Raw genomic sequence first — 16,005 nt, 5'->3', positions numbered from 1 at the left:
CATATCCGCCAGGGGAGTAAGTCATGCAACTGAATGAAAGCATCAGTAGCCGCCGCCAGCTGAAACTGGGCGTGCGTGTAGCAGAAACGGCCGAAGACATCCGCCGTGCACAGAAACTGCGCTTTGACGTATTTGCCGGTGAAATGGGTGCCGAGCTGTCATCGCAAGCCCTGGGCATTGATTGCGATGAGTACGATGCCCTGTGTGACCATTTGATTGTGGAAGATGCCAACAGCGGCCTGGTGGTGGGCACTTACCGCATGCTGCCGCCGGATATGGCACGCCGTGCTCCCTCGTTGTATTCCGAACACGAATTCGACCTCACCCGCCTGGACAACCTGCGCGACAGCCTGATCGAAGTGGGCCGCTCTTGCGTACACAAGGATTTTCGCAGCGGCGGTGTGATTGCCCTGCTGTGGTCTGGTCTGGCCGACTATGTCCAGAAAAAGGGCGGTGCCTATCTGGCAGGCTGCGCCAGCGTGAGCCTGGCCGATGGTGGCCATCAGGCCGTCAGCCTGTACCGCCAACTGGAATCCAGCCACCTCAGCCCGGCCGAATGGCGTGTATTCCCGCACCTGCCGCTACCGCTGGACCGCATTCACGACGACGCACCCTCCTCGCCGATGCCGCCGCTGATCAAGGGCTATCTGCGCGCCGGGGCCTTCATCTGCGGTGAACCAGCCTGGGACCCTGACTTCAACTGCGCAGACTTCTTCATGCTGCTGCCCATGAGCCGCCTGACCGGCCGCTACAACCGTCACTTCGTAGGCTGATTCCCCAGCCTGCACAGCGCTGTCGCTGTCATCAGCCCGGCCGAAGCCCCCGTTCGGCCGGGCTGTTCTGTTTGCCAAGCGCTTCTGTCTGGTGGATTAAGCAGGATCAGCCAGCCATAACCCGGCTACAATCCCGCCATGAGCTACGCATTTCACCCGGTGGGTATAGTCCACTCGCCCTACAAAGAAAAATTCGGCATTCCGCGCCAGCCCGCGCTGGCTCCGGCTGCGGATGTACGCATCGAACTGCTGCCACCGTTCAATCATCCGGATACGGTACGTGGTCTGGACGCCTTCTCCCATGTCTGGATCAGCTTCGTATTCCACGAAACTGCCCATCGTGGCTGGCAGCCGCTGGTACGCCCACCACGGCTGGGCGGCAATGCCAAGGTGGGCGTGTTTGCCAGCCGCTCCACCCACCGGCCCAATCCGCTGGGCCTGTCGCTGGTGGCGCTGCGCGGCATCGATACCGGGCATGGCGTGTGGCTGCATCTGGAAGGCGCGGACTTGCTGGATGGCACGCCGGTGCTGGACATCAAGCCTTATATCCCGTTTGTGGAAGCCCACCCGGAAGCACGCGGCGGCTTTGTCGATGGCCCGCCGCCCAGCCTGGAAATCTGCTGGAGTCAGCCGGCCCTGCAACAGCTGGCCGCCCTGCCCTCTGCACCGCCCGGCCTGGCACAGCTGATTGAACAAGTACTGGCACAAGACCCGCGCCCGGCCTATCAGCACGACCCGGAACGCATCTACGGCGTGCGGCTTTATGACTACAACATCCGCTTTTGCATCCGGGATAACCATGCTCACGTGCTTGAAATCCAGCCGCTTGCCCCGAACTAAACTTCCATGCTCCGGTCACACCGGAGCCCTTTACTCTGGAGAATAAAATCATGACACCTCGCGCGAAGACGATCATGCTCGCCTTCACCCTGGTTTCTGTCCTGGCGGCACCGTTTGCGGAAGCCGCACGCTTGGGCGGAGGCAAGAGCGCCGGCATGCGCCGCTCGGCCCCGACCAAAAGCTACCAGCAACCCACTCCGATGCCGGCTCCGGCACCTGCTCCGCAGGCTGCGCCGCAAGCCCAACCCAAGAAGGGTCCTGGCATTGGTACCGCCATTGCAGCGGGTGCGGCAGGTGCTGCCGCCGGCTACATGCTGGGTTCGGCCATGAACAACAACCACGCTTCGGGTAACGCCGTGGATACCGCAGGTGCCGGGTCTGGCATTCCCTGGGGCACGCTGGCCTTGCTGGGCCTGCTGGGTATTGGCGGCCTGATGTGGTTCCGCCGCAAGACTGCCAGCCAGGCAACCGTCAACAGCCCGATGCCTGCCGGTAACGGCCCGGTCTTCAATAGCAATGCTCAGGACGCTGCCCGCTTCGAGCCGATTCCCAAGATTGGCTCTGGCCTGGGTCAACCGGCTGGTTATGGCGCAGCACCGGCCATGGCTGGTGCAGTGCCGGGACGCCTGCCGGATGGTACGGAAACCCCGAACTTCCTGCGTCAGGCCAAGGCAACCTTCCTGCACCTGCAAAGCCTGAACACGCCGGACAGCCTGGAAGAAGTACGCAAGTACATGACGCCGGATCTGTTCGAAGGCCTGCGCAATGAAATCGGCAGCAATACCGATGTGGCTGACTTCCCGCAGCTGGACTGCCAGCTGGCCGAAGCCGTGGAAGAAGGTGGCCGCTTTATCGCCACTGTGCGCTTCTCCGGTACGGTGAGCGAGTCGGTCAATGCCGCGGCAGTACCGTTCAGCGAATACTGGCATTACGTGAAGGATGGCAGTACCGGCGGCAAATGGCTGGTAGCTGGCATTCAACAAGAGTAATTTCTGGTTTTTTGTTGGATTTATCTTAACGGGCCCTGTCGGGCCCGTTTTTTATTATCCGGCCATGCTCTACACTGGAATGCCGATTGCTAGGTAACGGGTTCATGGGCCAGCAAGAGCCCTATCTCAGGAAGGAATGTACTGCAATGAAACGTTTCGAGCATGCCGGTCTGATACTCGGCAGCCATTTCCAGCCCATCTACAGTCTGGCGCACCGCCGTACCGTGGGCGTGGAAGCCTTGCTGCGCGCCGAGCAGAACCAGCTGCCGCTGTCACCGGCCGAGGCATTTTATACCATGGTGTCCCCCGAGCGACGCCACGGGCTGGACCTGGCCGTCAGCCAGGCCCATGTACAGCACTTTACCGAGCTGGAACACAGCCATCCGCACTGGCTGTTTCTGAATGTCGATGCCGCCTCGCTGTCCCGCCCGGAACGGGCCATGGCACTGGCCAACACCATTCGCGAAGCCGGCCTGCAGCCGGGCAATGTGGTACTGGAAGTGCTGGAACATGTGCTGGAAGTGGATGAAGCGCTGATCGAAGGCGTGAATCTGCTGAAAAAAGCCGGCTTCCTGATTGCGATTGACGACTTTGGCGTCGGCCATTCCAACCTGGACCGGGTATGCCAGCTGGAACCGGACCTGGTGAAGTTCGACAAGGATTTGCTGCGCAGTGCCGTCAGCCAGCCACGCACCCGCAATCTGCTGTCCAGACTGGTGCGGCTGATGCACGAAATTGGTGCACTGGTGGTGGAGGAAGGGATTGAAACCGAGAACGATGTACTGGTGGCGCTGGAGTCCGGCTGCGATCTGGTACAGGGCTATTATGTGGCCCGCCCCTCCGCCAGCCCGGATGCCGACGACATCATCACCAAACGGCTGGATTCGCGCTGGGACGAACTGATGGTGCGCGACCTGCTCAAGCGCAAGATTACCCGGCGGCAGATCGAACTGGCCCGCCAGGCTTTTGTGCAATCGGCCATTTCGCTGATGCAGGGCACCCCGTTCGACCAGGCGGCCACCCCCATGCTGGCCATGCCCGATGTCATCCGCTGTTTTTTGCTGGACAGCGAAGGCCGCCAGATTGGCCGCAACCTCAACAGCCGCCACAACACCATTGCCAGCAGCTTGAAGTTTGCCCCGCTGGCCGATACCACCGGTGCGGTGTGGTCGCGCCGCGCGTATTTCCAGCATGCCATCGACCAGCCCGGCGTGCTGTACATGAGCGAGCCTTATCTGTCGATGACCGACACCCGCTCCTGCGTCACCCTGTCCATGGCGATTGAAATTGACGAAGCCATGCACGTGCTGTGTGCCGATGTGCTGGCACCGCGTGTGCACAGCAGTCACGGCTGAAGCACGCTCAGGCCAGACATCATAAAAAAAGGACCGCATGCGGTCCTTTTTCTGTTTCAGCACAACTTACTGCGCAGGCGTGATTTCGGTAATGCTTTCAAACAGCGTCACCACTTTTTGCACCCCGGCAGTTTCGCTCACCACCTGTGCCGCCGCCTGCCCTTCCGCCGGTGTAACCAGACCCAGCATGTACACCACGCCGCGTTCGGTCACTACCTTGATATGGTTGGGCGAGTAGCCCTTGCCATCCAGCAGGCGGGTACGCACCTTGCTGGTGATCCAGGTGTCGTTGCTGCGCTCGGAGAAACCGGAAGACGGAGCCACCACGGTGTAATTGAACACGCGGCGCACATTGGGCATGGCACGGGCAATCACCTCGGCCTGCTGGCCGGCTTCTGCCGACGGCACTTCACCGGTCAACAATACGGCACGGTTATAGCTGGTGGTATTGACGTGAGCCGAAGGCAATTTCTCGCCAATCTGGTGCGACACCTTGGCTTCAATGCTCTGGTCGTCCACATAAGCACCGCTGGAACGGCGGTCGGTAGCCACCAGCGCACCACCGGCCACACCACCGGCAGCCAGGGCGAAACAACCGGACAGCGCACTGGACACACCAGCGGCCAGCAACAGCGACAGGACAGTACGTTTCATTTACTCACCTCCCAACAGCATGTAATCGATGGCATCGCACAGGGCATGCACCAGCAGGATGTGTACTTCCTGAATACGCGCGGTGCGCAGCACCGGCACATTCAGCTGGATGTCTTCCGGCGACAGGATTTCGCTGATCTTGCCGCCATCCTTGCCGGTGAGGGCAATCACACCCATGCCGCGCTCGTGCGCAGCATAAATGGCTTCAATCACATTGGCGGAATTGCCCGAGGTGGAAATGGCCAGCAGCAGGTCGTTGGTATGCCCCAGCGCACGCACCTGCTTGGAAAAAATCATGTCGAAATCGTAGTCATTGCCAATGGCAGTGAGCGCCGAAGAGTCGGTTGCCAACGAAATGGCGGCCAGACCGGGGCGCTCCTTTTCGAAGCGGCCCAGCATTTCAGCAGCAAAGTGCTGGGCATCTGCAGCCGAACCGCCATTGCCACAGGCCAGGATCTTGCCTTCGTTCATCAGGCAGCTGACCATGCGCTCGGCAGCCAGCGCCACGGCGGGCGATAGCAGTTCCATTGCTTCCTGCTTGGCGGCAATGCTTTCCAGAAAATGTCCGTTGACGCGTTCAATCAGGTCCATGCTTTTCCTTGTAGCAGCGCGGGATGGCTGCTATGCAAAAATGTTTTTCAACCACTGCAGCGGCTGCTGGCCTTCGCTCAGCACAGCATCAAAACGACAGGGCGCGTCTACTCGCTTATCGGACAGGTAGACCGTGGCCGCATGCAGGAGTTTCCTCTGCTTGGCCGGTGTAATGCTGTAGGCTGCACCGCCATAACGCGGGCTGGCCCGGTGGCGCACTTCCACGAACACCAGATAGCGCCCGTCACGCATGATCAGGTCGATCTCACCGCCACGGCATAACCAGTTGCGCTCCAGCAGCTTCAGGCCCTGCTGCTGCAGAAAGGCCAGCGCGCGTTCCTCTGCCTGCTGCCCCTGGCGGTTCATCGGCCTTATTCGCCTTCGCCAATCAGCGATACCGGCAGCTGACGGTCAAACACCCGGTCGCGGCCCAGTTTCAGGTCGCCGGTGACACCATCCAGCTTGATGCTGGCAGGGTTGCGCGTGGTACCCAGCAACAGCGCCAGACGATAGGCATCAATCCCCAGCGCATACAGGCGTTCGGTTTGCAGGGTCAGCGCGGAGGCCGGGCGGGCAAAACGTTTTACCGCCGGGTGTTGCGGCATCAGGAACCACGGCATGTCGATAAAACGTACACCGGCCAGCTGTTTGTCCGGACTGCGCGTGCTGATTTGCGAGGTGGCATACACCGGCAAATCCGGCGGCAAGGCCGGTTTCAGCCGGGCGGCCTCGGCCGGCTCCACCGCCAGAAACACCGCATCGGCCTTGCTGGCCGCCTGCAACAACTCCGTCAGGCTCTGACCGTTATCTTCCACCTGTGGCGCGTCCTTGCCGCTCTGGTTGCGCCATTCGTCGGCAAAGGCTTGCTTCAAGCGGCTGGACAATACCTCGCCATCGGCAATGATCAAGGGATTGCTGCGGCCATCTTCACGCATCAGCCGGGCAATCTGGCGTGCTTCCACTTCCACATTCAGGGCCAGGGTAAACAGCCTGGGGTTGGTCGGCACATCGCGCCCTACGGCATTGAGCGCCAGCGTGGGCACACTCACATGCGGTGCCACCGCGGCAATACCGCCACGCGACAAGGGGCCTATCACCACGTTGACGCCACTGGCCACCGCCTCGCGGTAGCGCTGGGCGGCGTTGTGTTCGTCAGCATCAATCACCACCACATCGGCTTGCGGTTCGGCATCGTGCGCGGCTTCCACCCCGCTACGCACCACGGCAGCCGCCTCGCCCAGCAATTTGGACTCGGTGGGCAGCAACAGGCCTATTTTAAGACGTGCCACCTGCTTGCCGGGCGCTGCCAGCGGCTTGGCCACCGGGGCAACAGGGGCGGATGCCGGCTGCGTCTGCGCGCGCGGGCTTTGTCCGGCCACGCTATTGAGCGGCGCAGCATTGAGTTGGATGATATAGTCCGGTGCCTGCGCATGCGCAGCCGTCAACCATGTCATCATGACGCCAACCAACAGCGGAGCCAGTCTTTGCATACTTCGTTCGCTCACTTGCTTGAAACTGCACGGGAAAGTTTCTGTCGCGGCACATTATATGTGGTGGCCACTCCCATTGGAAACCTGGGAGATGTTACCGCACGTGCGCTGGCGGCCTTTACCGCCGCCGATGTGGTCTGCGCGGAAGACACCCGCGTCACCGGCAGCCTGCTGACTGCCTACGGCATCCACGCCAACAAGCTGGTGAGCCTGCGCGAGCACAACGAACGCAGCATGGCCGAGCAAGTCATCCGCTGGCTGGCGGAAGGGCAGATCGTGGTGCAGGTATCCGATGCCGGCACCCCTGCGGTATCCGACCCTGGCGCGCGACTGGTGGAAGCCGTGCGCGCCGCTGGTCACCCGGTACGCCCCATTCCTGGCGTATCCGCCGTCATCACCGCCCTGTCCGCCAGCGGCTTTACCAGTAATGCCTTCCTGTTTCACGGCTTTTTGCCGCCGAAAAGCGGCGAACGCCGCCGTACACTGCAACAATGGCTGGGCGCCGACCACCTGGTGGTGTGCTATGAAGCGCCGCACCGCATTGTGGATACCCTGCAGGACATCGTGGCCGAACTTGGGCCGGACCGCCGCCTGATGCTGGCGCGCGAGCTGACCAAAACCTTTGAAACCTTCCACAGCCTGCCCGCAGGCGAGCTGCTGGAATGGGTAAAGGCCGACAGCAACCAGCAGCGCGGCGAAATTGTCCTCATCATCGACGCCGCCCCGCAAGCGGAAGACAACGCCGGTTTGCCGGAAGAAGCCATCCGGGTGATGAACATCCTCAGCGCCGACCTGCCCATGAAGCAAGCCTCCACCCTGGCCGCGCAAATTACCGGTGCCAACCGCAAGCTGCTATATGACCATGCACTGAAAATGAAAAAGGATGCCGAGGAGTGATTTACAAGCCAAGACAGATGGGATAGACTTGCCTCCTCTTGCGATGCCCGGGTGGCGAAATCGGTAGACGCAGGGGATTCAAAATCCCCCGCCGCAAGGTGTGTCGGTTCGAGTCCGACCCCGGGCACCATCTGCAAGACCAAAGAAGTCCACAGAAGTGTAAGAAACCCGCGCCAAATATAGGTTTGCGGGTTTTTTTACGTCTATAGCAGTCCAAAATGGCCTATTGCAATCCAGCAATCAGCGGGGGCATATTCGGGGGCATCGGTTTTGGTGGCATGAAAATGTGCCCCCAGACATTACAGCCATAGCAACAGGTAGACCCCATGCCCCTCACAGCCATACAACCAAGTCCTTACCAGATTAAGGATTGCAGCAAGAATCAAAAACAGCGCCGCAAGGCGCTTTTTTGTTGCCCAAATCCCGCCATGGAACACTGGTAGAACACCAACACAGCACACCCCGGCAGGCTCAGCCCACAGCCATGCCGTGCCACACCCTTCCCCGGTATTGACAAGCCCACCCCGCCACCCAACAATTGCCGCGTGCTGTTCAATAGCGGCACCGGGAATGCAAGCCCGAAAGACATAGGCGGACAGCCGCTTTGCGGCATTTTTTACGTCCGTTACACACCATTGGTACGTCCTTTTTCTATGGCGGGCCGTGGTGGGGAGCCTTCGGGCTGCCGGTTCCTATGTCCCGGTCTTGCAAACCCTGCCATGTGCCTGCCACCCCGATTGCAAGCGGGGTGCGGGTCTAATCCCGACATAGGAGGCATACCATGCCTGGCATCTCCCACGCCCTGTTGCACCCTCCCCCCGCGAATGTCATTGCCGTTACCGCCCTGCCATCCTTCCGCAAGGAGGCCCGCGCATGAACACCCAGCCCCTTCTCGACCCGGACGTTCCCGCCGCCTATCTGGCCCTGGCCACCTTTCAAGACCAACTCAGCCACCTGCAATCCCTGACTAGCCTGCCGGAGCACGCCGCGCTGCGCGAACCCATCAGCCAGCTGACCCGCCTCTCCCAGACCATCCAGCACACCATTGCCGACGGAATCTGCACGCTGGACCATGCCGCTGACTGCATGCAATGCCTGCTTGATCTGCTGCACCACGCCGAGGACGTGCCGCTGCCAGCCAACCAGCTGGCCGGGCTGCTGACCCCGCTGCATCAGCAAATAAGCCTCGCGCGCACCGATATCGGCCAACTTCTCTAAAAGAACAGACAGCGCCGCAAGGCGCTTTTTGTTGCCAGTCGTTTACGCAAGCCTCCCCCTACCACCCAGTGCAGGCCAGATCAATTGCGCCGGAACACTTGCCGTCGCCACTGTACGCATAATTTCACTGCAAGCTGACTGCGACACCAAGGCCGCTGCAGTACTACATGGCATCCCCACTTTTCAAACATCTAAAAGCCGTCCGATTGATGCCGATAGATCATCAGGCTATTTTTTGTTGATCAAGCATGACATTAGCACGCTTCATGTGCGAAACTGATGCATTGAATATACTCAATATTTGACTTGGCATTTTTAAGATTGATAATCAATTATCACAAAAAAAATACTGCATCGAAGCTAAAATACTCCAGACAACACTAACAATTTAATAATTACTTTCAAAGGTAAGAGAAAATTGAAAAATATTTACTATCGCATAGCATTATTACTACTTCTACTAGCAGCCCCCAGTATCGGAAAAGCCGAAAATATGTGCTATCCATGTGCACTTGATTCAAAAAAATTTTCCGAACTTGATTTATCATTGAATAACATTCAGAATAGTTTTGAGTCTGGAGAAATCTCTGAAATTGAACTTCGAAATGCATATCGCGCATTTTATACTCTCACAGCCAAACAAGCATGGTATTTACAAGAATGGGCAAGATCTTCCCCTAAATCATATCCTGCACATTTGGCATTGGGCATTTACCTGAAAAAACGTGGTGAGTATTTCCGCGGCACGAAATCTATTGCAGAGACACTGCAATTCAACCTTGACAAAATGGAAGAGTTGTTTAAACTATCAAAATCCGAACTCGATATTTCTTTATCACTAACTAGTAAACCATACTTGTCTTATTTCCATCTCCTGGATATATCTACAGGCTTAGGCAATGACAAAGCATCTGAATATTATTTCATCCAAGGAAGAAAAATACTACCTCGCAATCGTTTAATAAGAAATAGATACTTCATCAGTTTGACACCGAGATGGGGAGGCTCATATCTAAAAATGAAAAACTTCATAACGGATGCCAAGGCAAAAGGAGCAGATGCTGAAGCGATTGCTGAGCTAGAAGCACTGACATACGACGACCTCGGCCAAACGGCGCTTGACAATAGAGACAGAGGTAGCGCAATTAAATATTTCTTATTAGCCATGGAAAGAGCTAAAAACACAGACCGGACATTCAAAGAAGATACATTAACGCGCCCAGCCTTGGTTCTTTGCTCAACCCAGAAATACCCCGAATATTGCCAATGAGCTACTGAAATTCACGGCCACGTTTTATGGTATCTGTAGGCTGTACCTGTATCTATGTATAAGCCCTGTTTATACAGCCCAGCAGTTTTTGTCTGTATTGGGTTACCAGCCACACCACGATACATATCCCGACTAGCATCCAAGTTGAAGAAGTTACAGAAACCGCACAGCACAAGGCTCTGCGGTTTTTTTGTTGTCCATTAGGACTTATAACAGCGAGCTGTGTGCCTTTCTTAAACCCTAATGAGAAAGATACACAGCCATCCACTCCCCACATTCATCACTCCAGTCCAACACCCCCCGCGCCATCTGCATGGCCGGGGGTGTTTTGTTCTGGCTGCCATCCGGCGGACAAATCAGGTGGGGTCAGAACTTGAGGTTGAGGGCGGTGTAGAGCGAGCGGGCGGGGCCGGCTACGCCTACGCCCCAGGGGATACCGGCGCGGCTCATGGTCATGCCCTGGCCGGTGTAGGCACCGCCCAGCGGCAGGGTGTAGAAGCGGTTGAACACGTTGTCGATGCCCACGTCCGCGCTGAAGCGTTTGTTTTCATAGCGGGTGCGCAGGTTGAACAGGCTGTAGCCGGGGGTTTTGACTTCGTTGCGCACGGCGGAGACGTCGGTTTTGGCACGGACGGCCTGCCATTCGGCGGTACTGGTCCATTGCCCCAGCGTATTCACCAGCGCCAGTTTGGCGTTGAGCGGCATGATGTTGTACAGATTGTCGCCGGTAGTCAGGTTTTCGCCACGGGTGTAGCTGAGCTGGGCGGTGGCATCGAAGCGGCCGTAGCCGGTGGTGTTGGCCAGTTGCAGCTTGCCGCTGACATCCACGCCGTATAGCTGGGCGTTCTGGTTGACGTATTGCAGCACCACGTAGCCGGTGGTGGCGGTCTGGTTGTTGTTGGCCGTGCCGTAACGCTGGGCGTCGATGTAGTTTTCCACATAGCTGTAGTAGGGGCTGACCGTAAACTGCCAGGCTTCGCCGTCGGTGGCATGCCAGTTGGCGCTGCTGCTGAGGGTGTGGGCCACTTCCGGCTTGAGGTTGGCATTGCCGACATAGCCGTTGCCGTCGCCGGCGAAGTTGTTCATCACCGCGGCCATGGTGTTGCTCGACCAGGTATAGCGTTCGTACAGATTGGGCGAGCGGGTTTTCTGCGCGTAGGCCAGTTCGTACTGCTGGCGGGCATCCGGGGTGTAGCGGGCCAGTGCGGACAGGTCGAGGTTGAGATCGGTGCGGGCGTGGTTTTGCGCGTTGAAGCTGGCGGCATCAGTAGCGTAGGAGGCGTTGCTGTTGTAGCCCGCTACGCTGCCGGCATTGCTGTTCACCTGGCTTAAGCGTGCGCCGATGATGCTGCGCCATTGCGGGTTCCAGTCGGCCTGCCATTCAGCAAAGGCGTCCACGCGGTCGCGGTTGCCATCCTTGATGTTCCAGAAGGTATTGGGGCCCATGCCGCCAGTGCCACCGGCTGCCGGCCACCAGTCGTTCAGGTTGTAGCGCTGGATTTCGCTGCCCAGTTTCAATTGGTCGCGTGCATTCAGGGCCAGCTCGGCAGTCAGGCTGCCGCCCAGGGTATGGCTGGCGGAATCCATTGGCATGCCATTGTGATAGATGCCGTAAACGGTTTGCTTGTCATCGCCAAAGTTCATGCTGTGGCGTACGTACTGGCTGTACAGGCGGGCGTCCAGCTCGCCCCAGGCAAACTGGCCGTTGTAGTGCAGGTTCAGCTGGTTGCTGCTGTTGTCGGTCATGTCCATGCGCTGGTTGGCAAAGCCCTCATAAGGCGTGCGTTGCACGCCAACTTTGGCTTCCAGCAGCTGGTAATTGTCGCGCCAGGCTAGGCCCAGTTCGTGGTTTTCGGTTTTGTAGGCGGTGGAGCCTACCGTTTTGCCATCCATCCAGGCGCGGCCCGTGGCGGCCAGGCCGGATTTCTTGAAGTCAGCTGCAGCGTCGTAGTTATTGCTGCGGGCGGTGGAGCCGGTGTAGTTGATGCTGACATGGTCGTTGGCCAGGGTGGCGCTGGCATTGGCCCCCCGCGCATCGCCATTGCTGCGGTAGAAGGCACCGACATTCCCGGTCTGCAATATCTGGCCTGCCTCGGCAAATTGCGGGGCGGCGGATCTGGCCACAATCACCCCGCCAATATTGTCGCCACCGGCGCTGACCGGGGCTGCACCGTTATACACCTGCACGCTGTCTACCTTGCTGGCGTCCATATAGGACAGCGGGGAGTTCATGTGATTGGGACAGGCGGCAATCAGGCTGGCACCATCGGTTTTTACCAGCAGGCGGTCGTCGGCCAGGCCGCGCAGTACCGGCAGGCTGGAGAAGCCACCGGCGGCATGCAGATTGAGGCCGGGAATATCATGCAGCAGCTGGGCGCTGTCGCTACTGCGTGCTTGCTGCGCGGCCAGTTGTGCCGGGCTGAGGCTGCTGCCATTGGCCTGGCTGGATGGCCGGGTGCCGTGGACCACCACCTCCGGCATTTGCTGTACGTCCGTGCTGTCGGCGGCGTTGGCCAGCTGGCCAAGGGCGGCCAGGGCAAGGGTGACGGCCAGCGCGGCCGGCTTGGTCTGGTAATGCATATTGTTTCCCAAGTGAATGACAGAAGGGTCATGCACCGGTGCAGGGGGAGTCTGGCCCGGCGCTATCGGGACAAGAAGCTGGCATGGGTGGGATAGCGCAGGTCTTGACCACATGTAGGACAAACGGCGGTTTGTTCCGTAAGGGGGGCAGCGTAGCAATTTCGCCGCGTTCCGGGATGTGACCAATTGTCGCAGGGCCAGTATTGGCAAGGCTTTGGCAGTGGGGATCCGCCGCGAGGCTGATCAAGCGCAAATGCGGGTGATTTTCTTTGCGTTTGGCATAGCAAGCGCTGGGCCGGGTCAGTACACTATGCGCTAGTCTGGCCTATTGCCTACCCCCATTACCTTCGGCACCGACCAACGTGAACAAACTTTGGCCTTCCTGGCTGTCCAGCCTGCTCGTCACTCTGCTTTCCTGCCTGATGGGCATGGCAGTGGTGTATGTGGCTGCGCGTCAGGATGAAGACATTGCCCGCTCGCAGGCGCTGGCCGATGCCAGCGACCGGGGCAATGCGGTGAAGGTGACGATAGACCGTGCGCTGTCCTCCACCTATGCGCTGAGCGCCATGGTGCGGCAGGGGCATGGCCAGCTGGATGATTTCGATGCCTATGCCCACGCGCTGATGACTTACTACCCCGGCGTGATGTCGCTGCAACTGGCGCCGGGTGGCGTGGTGCGGCAAATCTATCCGCTCAAGGGGAATGAAAAGGCGATTGGCCATAATCTGCTGGCCGACCCGGCGCGCAACAAAGAGGCCTTCATGGCGCGCGATAGCGGCCAGATGACGCTGGCCGGGCCATTTACCCTGGTTCAGGGCGGCATGGGCGCGGTGGGCCGCATGCCGGTATTCCTGAACCACGAGCGTGGCGTGCCGCCGGTGTTCTGGGGCTTTGCCATTGCGCTGGTGCGTTTTCCGGATGTCTTGCAAAACGCCGGGCTGGACTGGTTGCCCCGGCGTGGCTATCGCTACAGCCTGTGGCGTCAGCACCCGGACAGCCACCAGATACAGGTGCTGGCCACCTCCGAGCCCAAGGCCGTAACACTGGACGATCCGGTGCATTACACCATAGACATGCCTAATGGCACCTGGACGCTGGATGTGGAACCGCGCGATGGCTGGCGTAATCCGCGCCATATGGGCAGTAATACCCTGCTGGTGATGCTGATCAGCGGGCTGCTGGGCTGGCTGGCCTGGCAGATGGGGGAGTTACGCCGCAATCGTGCCGAACTGGCCTTGCTGGTGGCACTGCGCACCCGCGCGCTGGAGCAGGAAACGTCAGACCGTGAAGCGGCAGAGCATGCGGCACTGGCCGAAACCATGCGTCAGGCCGCCCTGCTGCAAACAGCGTCTGATGGCATTCACATCCTGGATGAAGAAGGACGGCTGACCGAATGCAGCCCGTCCTTTGCCGCCATGCTGGGCTATAGCACAGCGGAAATGCATGCGCTGTGCCTGCAGGACTGGGACAGCACAGTCAGCACCGGCGAGCTGCAACGGCTGCTGCACGACACTAGCGGTGACGGCGTGCGAGTGGAAACGCGGCACCGGCGCAAGGACGGCACCATGATTGATGTCGAGGTGAATGCCAAGCCGGTCACCATTGCCGGACGGCTCTATGTCTATGCCTCCGCCCGCGACATCAGCGAACGCAAACACGCCGAACAGCTGCTGCGCATTGCCGCCACCGCCTTTGAAGCCCAGGAAGGCATGGTGGTGACCGACTGTCACACCACCATCCTGCGGGTCAATGGGGCATTCAGCAAAATCACCGGCTATGCTGCCGACGAAGTGGTGGGGCAGAAAATCAGCCTGTTGCAATCCGGTCGTCATGACGCCGCGTTCTATCAGCGCATGTGGCAAAGCCTGCAAGAGCTGGGTGCCTGGCAGGGGGAAATCTGGAACCGGCGCAAGAATGGCGAAGTTTATCCGGAGTGGCTCAGCATCAGTGCGGTGCTGGCGGAGGATGGCTCGGTCAGCCACTACGTCGGCACCATGAGCGACATCACCCAGCGCAAGGCCGCAGAGGACAAAATCAAACGCCTGGCCTTCTACGACCCGCTCACCCAACTGCCCAACCGTCGCTTGCTGATGGACCGTCTGCAAATGGCGCTGGAAGTCTGCCAGCATCACCTGCGAACCGGGGCGCTGCTGTTCATCGACCTGGACAACTTCAAAACCCTCAACGACACCCTGGGCCATGACAAGGGCGACCGCCTGCTACAGGAAGTGGCACAGCGCCTGAATGGCTGCCTGCGGCCGGGCGATACTGTGGCCCGGCTGGGCGGCGACGAATTTGTGCTGATGCTGGAAGGCCTGCATAGCGACCCGGCCCAGGCCGTGCTGCAAACCCGCGCCATTGGTCAGCATATTCTGGAAGCACTGGCGCAACCCTATTCCATGCTGGGCGACCTGCATCACAACACCTGCAGCATGGGTGCCGTGCTGTTTAATGGCCATGACAGTTCGGTGGAAGAGCTGCTGAAACGGGCGGACCTCGCCATGTATCAGGCCAAAGGTGCCGGGCGCAACACCTTGCGCTTTTTCGATCCGGAAATGCAGGAAGCCGTCAGCGCCCGTGCCGAACTGGAAAGTGCGCTGCGCCGCGGCTTGCAGCAGCAGGAATTCCAGCTTTATTACCAGCCGCAGGTGGATGCCGATGGCCACATCACCGGCGCAGAGGCCCTGTTGCGCTGGCAACGACCGGAATTCGGGCTGGTGGGTCCGGCCAGCTTCATCCCGCTGGCTGAGGAGTGTGGCCTGATCGTCCCCTTGGGTGAATGGGTACTGGATACCGCCTGCCGCCAATTAGCCGCCTGGGCGGCAGACCCGGCCACTGCCGGCCTGGAGCTGGCAGTGAACGTCAGCGCCCGCCAGTTCCACCAAAACAGCTTTGTCGAGATGGTACGTACCGCGCTGATGCGCAGCGGTGCCCCGCCCCATCGCCTGAAACTGGAGCTGACCGAAAGCCTGTTGTTGCAGGACGTGGATGACACCGTACGTAAAATGAAGCTGCTCAAGCAGGACGGGGTGTGCTTCTCGCTGGATGATTTTGGCACGGGTTACTCCTCGCTGGCCTATATCAAGCGCCTACCGCTGGATCAGCTGAAAATCGACCAGTCCTTCGTGCGCGATATCGACAGCGATAGCAACGACGTGTCCATTATCCGCACCATTGTGGCGCTGGCCGGCAGCATGCAGTTGCAGGTGATTGCCGAAGGTGTGGAAACCGCCAGCCAGCGCCACTTCCTGTTAGAACAACACTGCCGGGCCTTCCAGGGCTATCTGTTTGGCCGCCCGATGCCGGTGGACCAATTCATGGCACTGCTGGCCGCCCAGCGCCGTTAAC

The 16,005-nt window shown here is 59.4% G+C and carries 13 protein-coding genes and 1 tRNA gene; 9 read left to right on the top strand and 5 right to left on the bottom strand.

The features are described 5' to 3' along the window. The first annotated feature begins 23 nt into the window (after positions 1-23). The 4 genes from HWX34_RS08880 to HWX34_RS08865 all read left to right on the top strand — a co-directional run bounded on the left by HWX34_RS08880 (position 24) and on the right by HWX34_RS08865 (position 3,957). On the top strand, positions 24-773 hold the full coding sequence (locus HWX34_RS08880) for a GNAT family N-acetyltransferase (RefSeq protein ID WP_045847694.1): 750 nt from the start codon (positions 24-26) through the stop codon (positions 771-773). Positions 774-911: 138 nt separating this feature from the next. Next, positions 912-1,613, top strand: coding sequence for a tRNA (N6-threonylcarbamoyladenosine(37)-N6)-methyltransferase TrmO (gene tsaA, locus HWX34_RS08875; protein ID WP_178971900.1), 702 nt, complete (start codon positions 912-914; stop codon positions 1,611-1,613). Between the two features lie 50 nt (positions 1,614-1,663). Next, a complete protein-coding gene (locus tag HWX34_RS08870; protein WP_178971899.1) occupies positions 1,664-2,602 on the top strand; it encodes a Tim44 domain-containing protein in 939 nt (312 codons plus the stop codon). Positions 2,603-2,748: 146 nt separating this feature from the next. Continuing rightward, complete coding sequence (locus tag HWX34_RS08865) at positions 2,749-3,957, top strand: EAL domain-containing protein (RefSeq protein ID WP_178971898.1); 1,209 nt, start codon at positions 2,749-2,751, stop codon at positions 3,955-3,957. Positions 3,958-4,023: 66 nt separating this feature from the next. On the opposite strand, the gene HWX34_RS08860 is transcribed toward HWX34_RS08865, so the two are convergent. From HWX34_RS08860 to HWX34_RS08845, 4 genes are read right to left on the bottom strand one after another with little or no spacing between them, the layout of a single operon-like run. Next, the gene (locus HWX34_RS08860; protein ID WP_178971897.1) at positions 4,024-4,611 is read right to left on the bottom strand and encodes a BON domain-containing protein; all 588 of its coding nucleotides are present in this window, start codon (positions 4,609-4,611) and stop codon (positions 4,024-4,026) included. Next, positions 4,612-5,202, bottom strand: a complete 591-nt coding sequence (locus HWX34_RS08855) for a phosphoheptose isomerase (RefSeq protein ID WP_045847689.1) — start codon at positions 5,200-5,202, stop codon at positions 4,612-4,614. Positions 5,203-5,232: 30 nt separating this feature from the next. Beyond that, entirely contained in the window at positions 5,233-5,577 is a 345-nt protein-coding gene (locus HWX34_RS08850; protein WP_199104038.1) for a YraN family protein, read from the bottom strand. Beyond that, positions 5,574-6,659 (bottom strand): penicillin-binding protein activator, encoded by a 1,086-nt coding sequence (locus tag HWX34_RS08845; protein WP_255496641.1) that lies wholly within the window; start codon positions 6,657-6,659, stop codon positions 5,574-5,576. Before HWX34_RS08845 ends, HWX34_RS08850 begins: the two co-directional genes overlap by 4 nt. Before the next feature lie 93 nt (positions 6,660-6,752). Here HWX34_RS08845 and rsmI point away from each other — a divergent pair, with 93 nt between their 5' ends. The 4 genes from rsmI (at position 6,753) to HWX34_RS08825 (ending at position 10,077) form a co-directional block, all read left to right on the top strand. Beyond that, positions 6,753-7,589, top strand: a complete 837-nt coding sequence (rsmI, locus tag HWX34_RS08840; protein WP_370459701.1) for a 16S rRNA (cytidine(1402)-2'-O)-methyltransferase — start codon at positions 6,753-6,755, stop codon at positions 7,587-7,589. A gap of 45 nt (positions 7,590-7,634) precedes the next feature. Continuing rightward, positions 7,635-7,719, top strand: a tRNA-Leu gene (locus tag HWX34_RS08835). Positions 7,720-8,462: 743 nt separating this feature from the next. After that, complete coding sequence (locus HWX34_RS08830; protein WP_178971893.1) at positions 8,463-8,807, top strand: DUF1484 family protein; 345 nt, start codon at positions 8,463-8,465, stop codon at positions 8,805-8,807. Between the two features lie 418 nt (positions 8,808-9,225). Continuing rightward, entirely contained in the window at positions 9,226-10,077 is an 852-nt protein-coding gene (locus HWX34_RS08825) for a hypothetical protein (RefSeq protein ID WP_178971892.1), read from the top strand. Between the two features lie 366 nt (positions 10,078-10,443). On the opposite strand, the gene HWX34_RS08820 is transcribed toward HWX34_RS08825, so the two are convergent. Continuing rightward, positions 10,444-12,657, bottom strand: coding sequence for a TonB-dependent receptor (locus HWX34_RS08820; protein WP_178971891.1), 2,214 nt, complete (start codon positions 12,655-12,657; stop codon positions 10,444-10,446). Between the two features lie 362 nt (positions 12,658-13,019). On the opposite strand from HWX34_RS08820, the gene HWX34_RS08815 reads away from it, so the two are divergent. Continuing rightward, positions 13,020-16,004, top strand: a complete 2,985-nt coding sequence (locus HWX34_RS08815) for an EAL domain-containing protein (protein ID WP_178971890.1) — start codon at positions 13,020-13,022, stop codon at positions 16,002-16,004. The last annotated feature ends 1 nt before the right edge of the window (position 16,005 follow it).

This window comes from Aquitalea sp. LB_tupeE (genome assembly GCF_013391415.1).
In the GTDB taxonomy this organism is placed as follows: domain Bacteria; phylum Pseudomonadota; class Gammaproteobacteria; order Burkholderiales; family Chromobacteriaceae; genus Aquitalea.
Note: the sequence above shows the minus strand (reverse complement) of the source record. Positions and strands in the feature narration are given on the sequence as shown.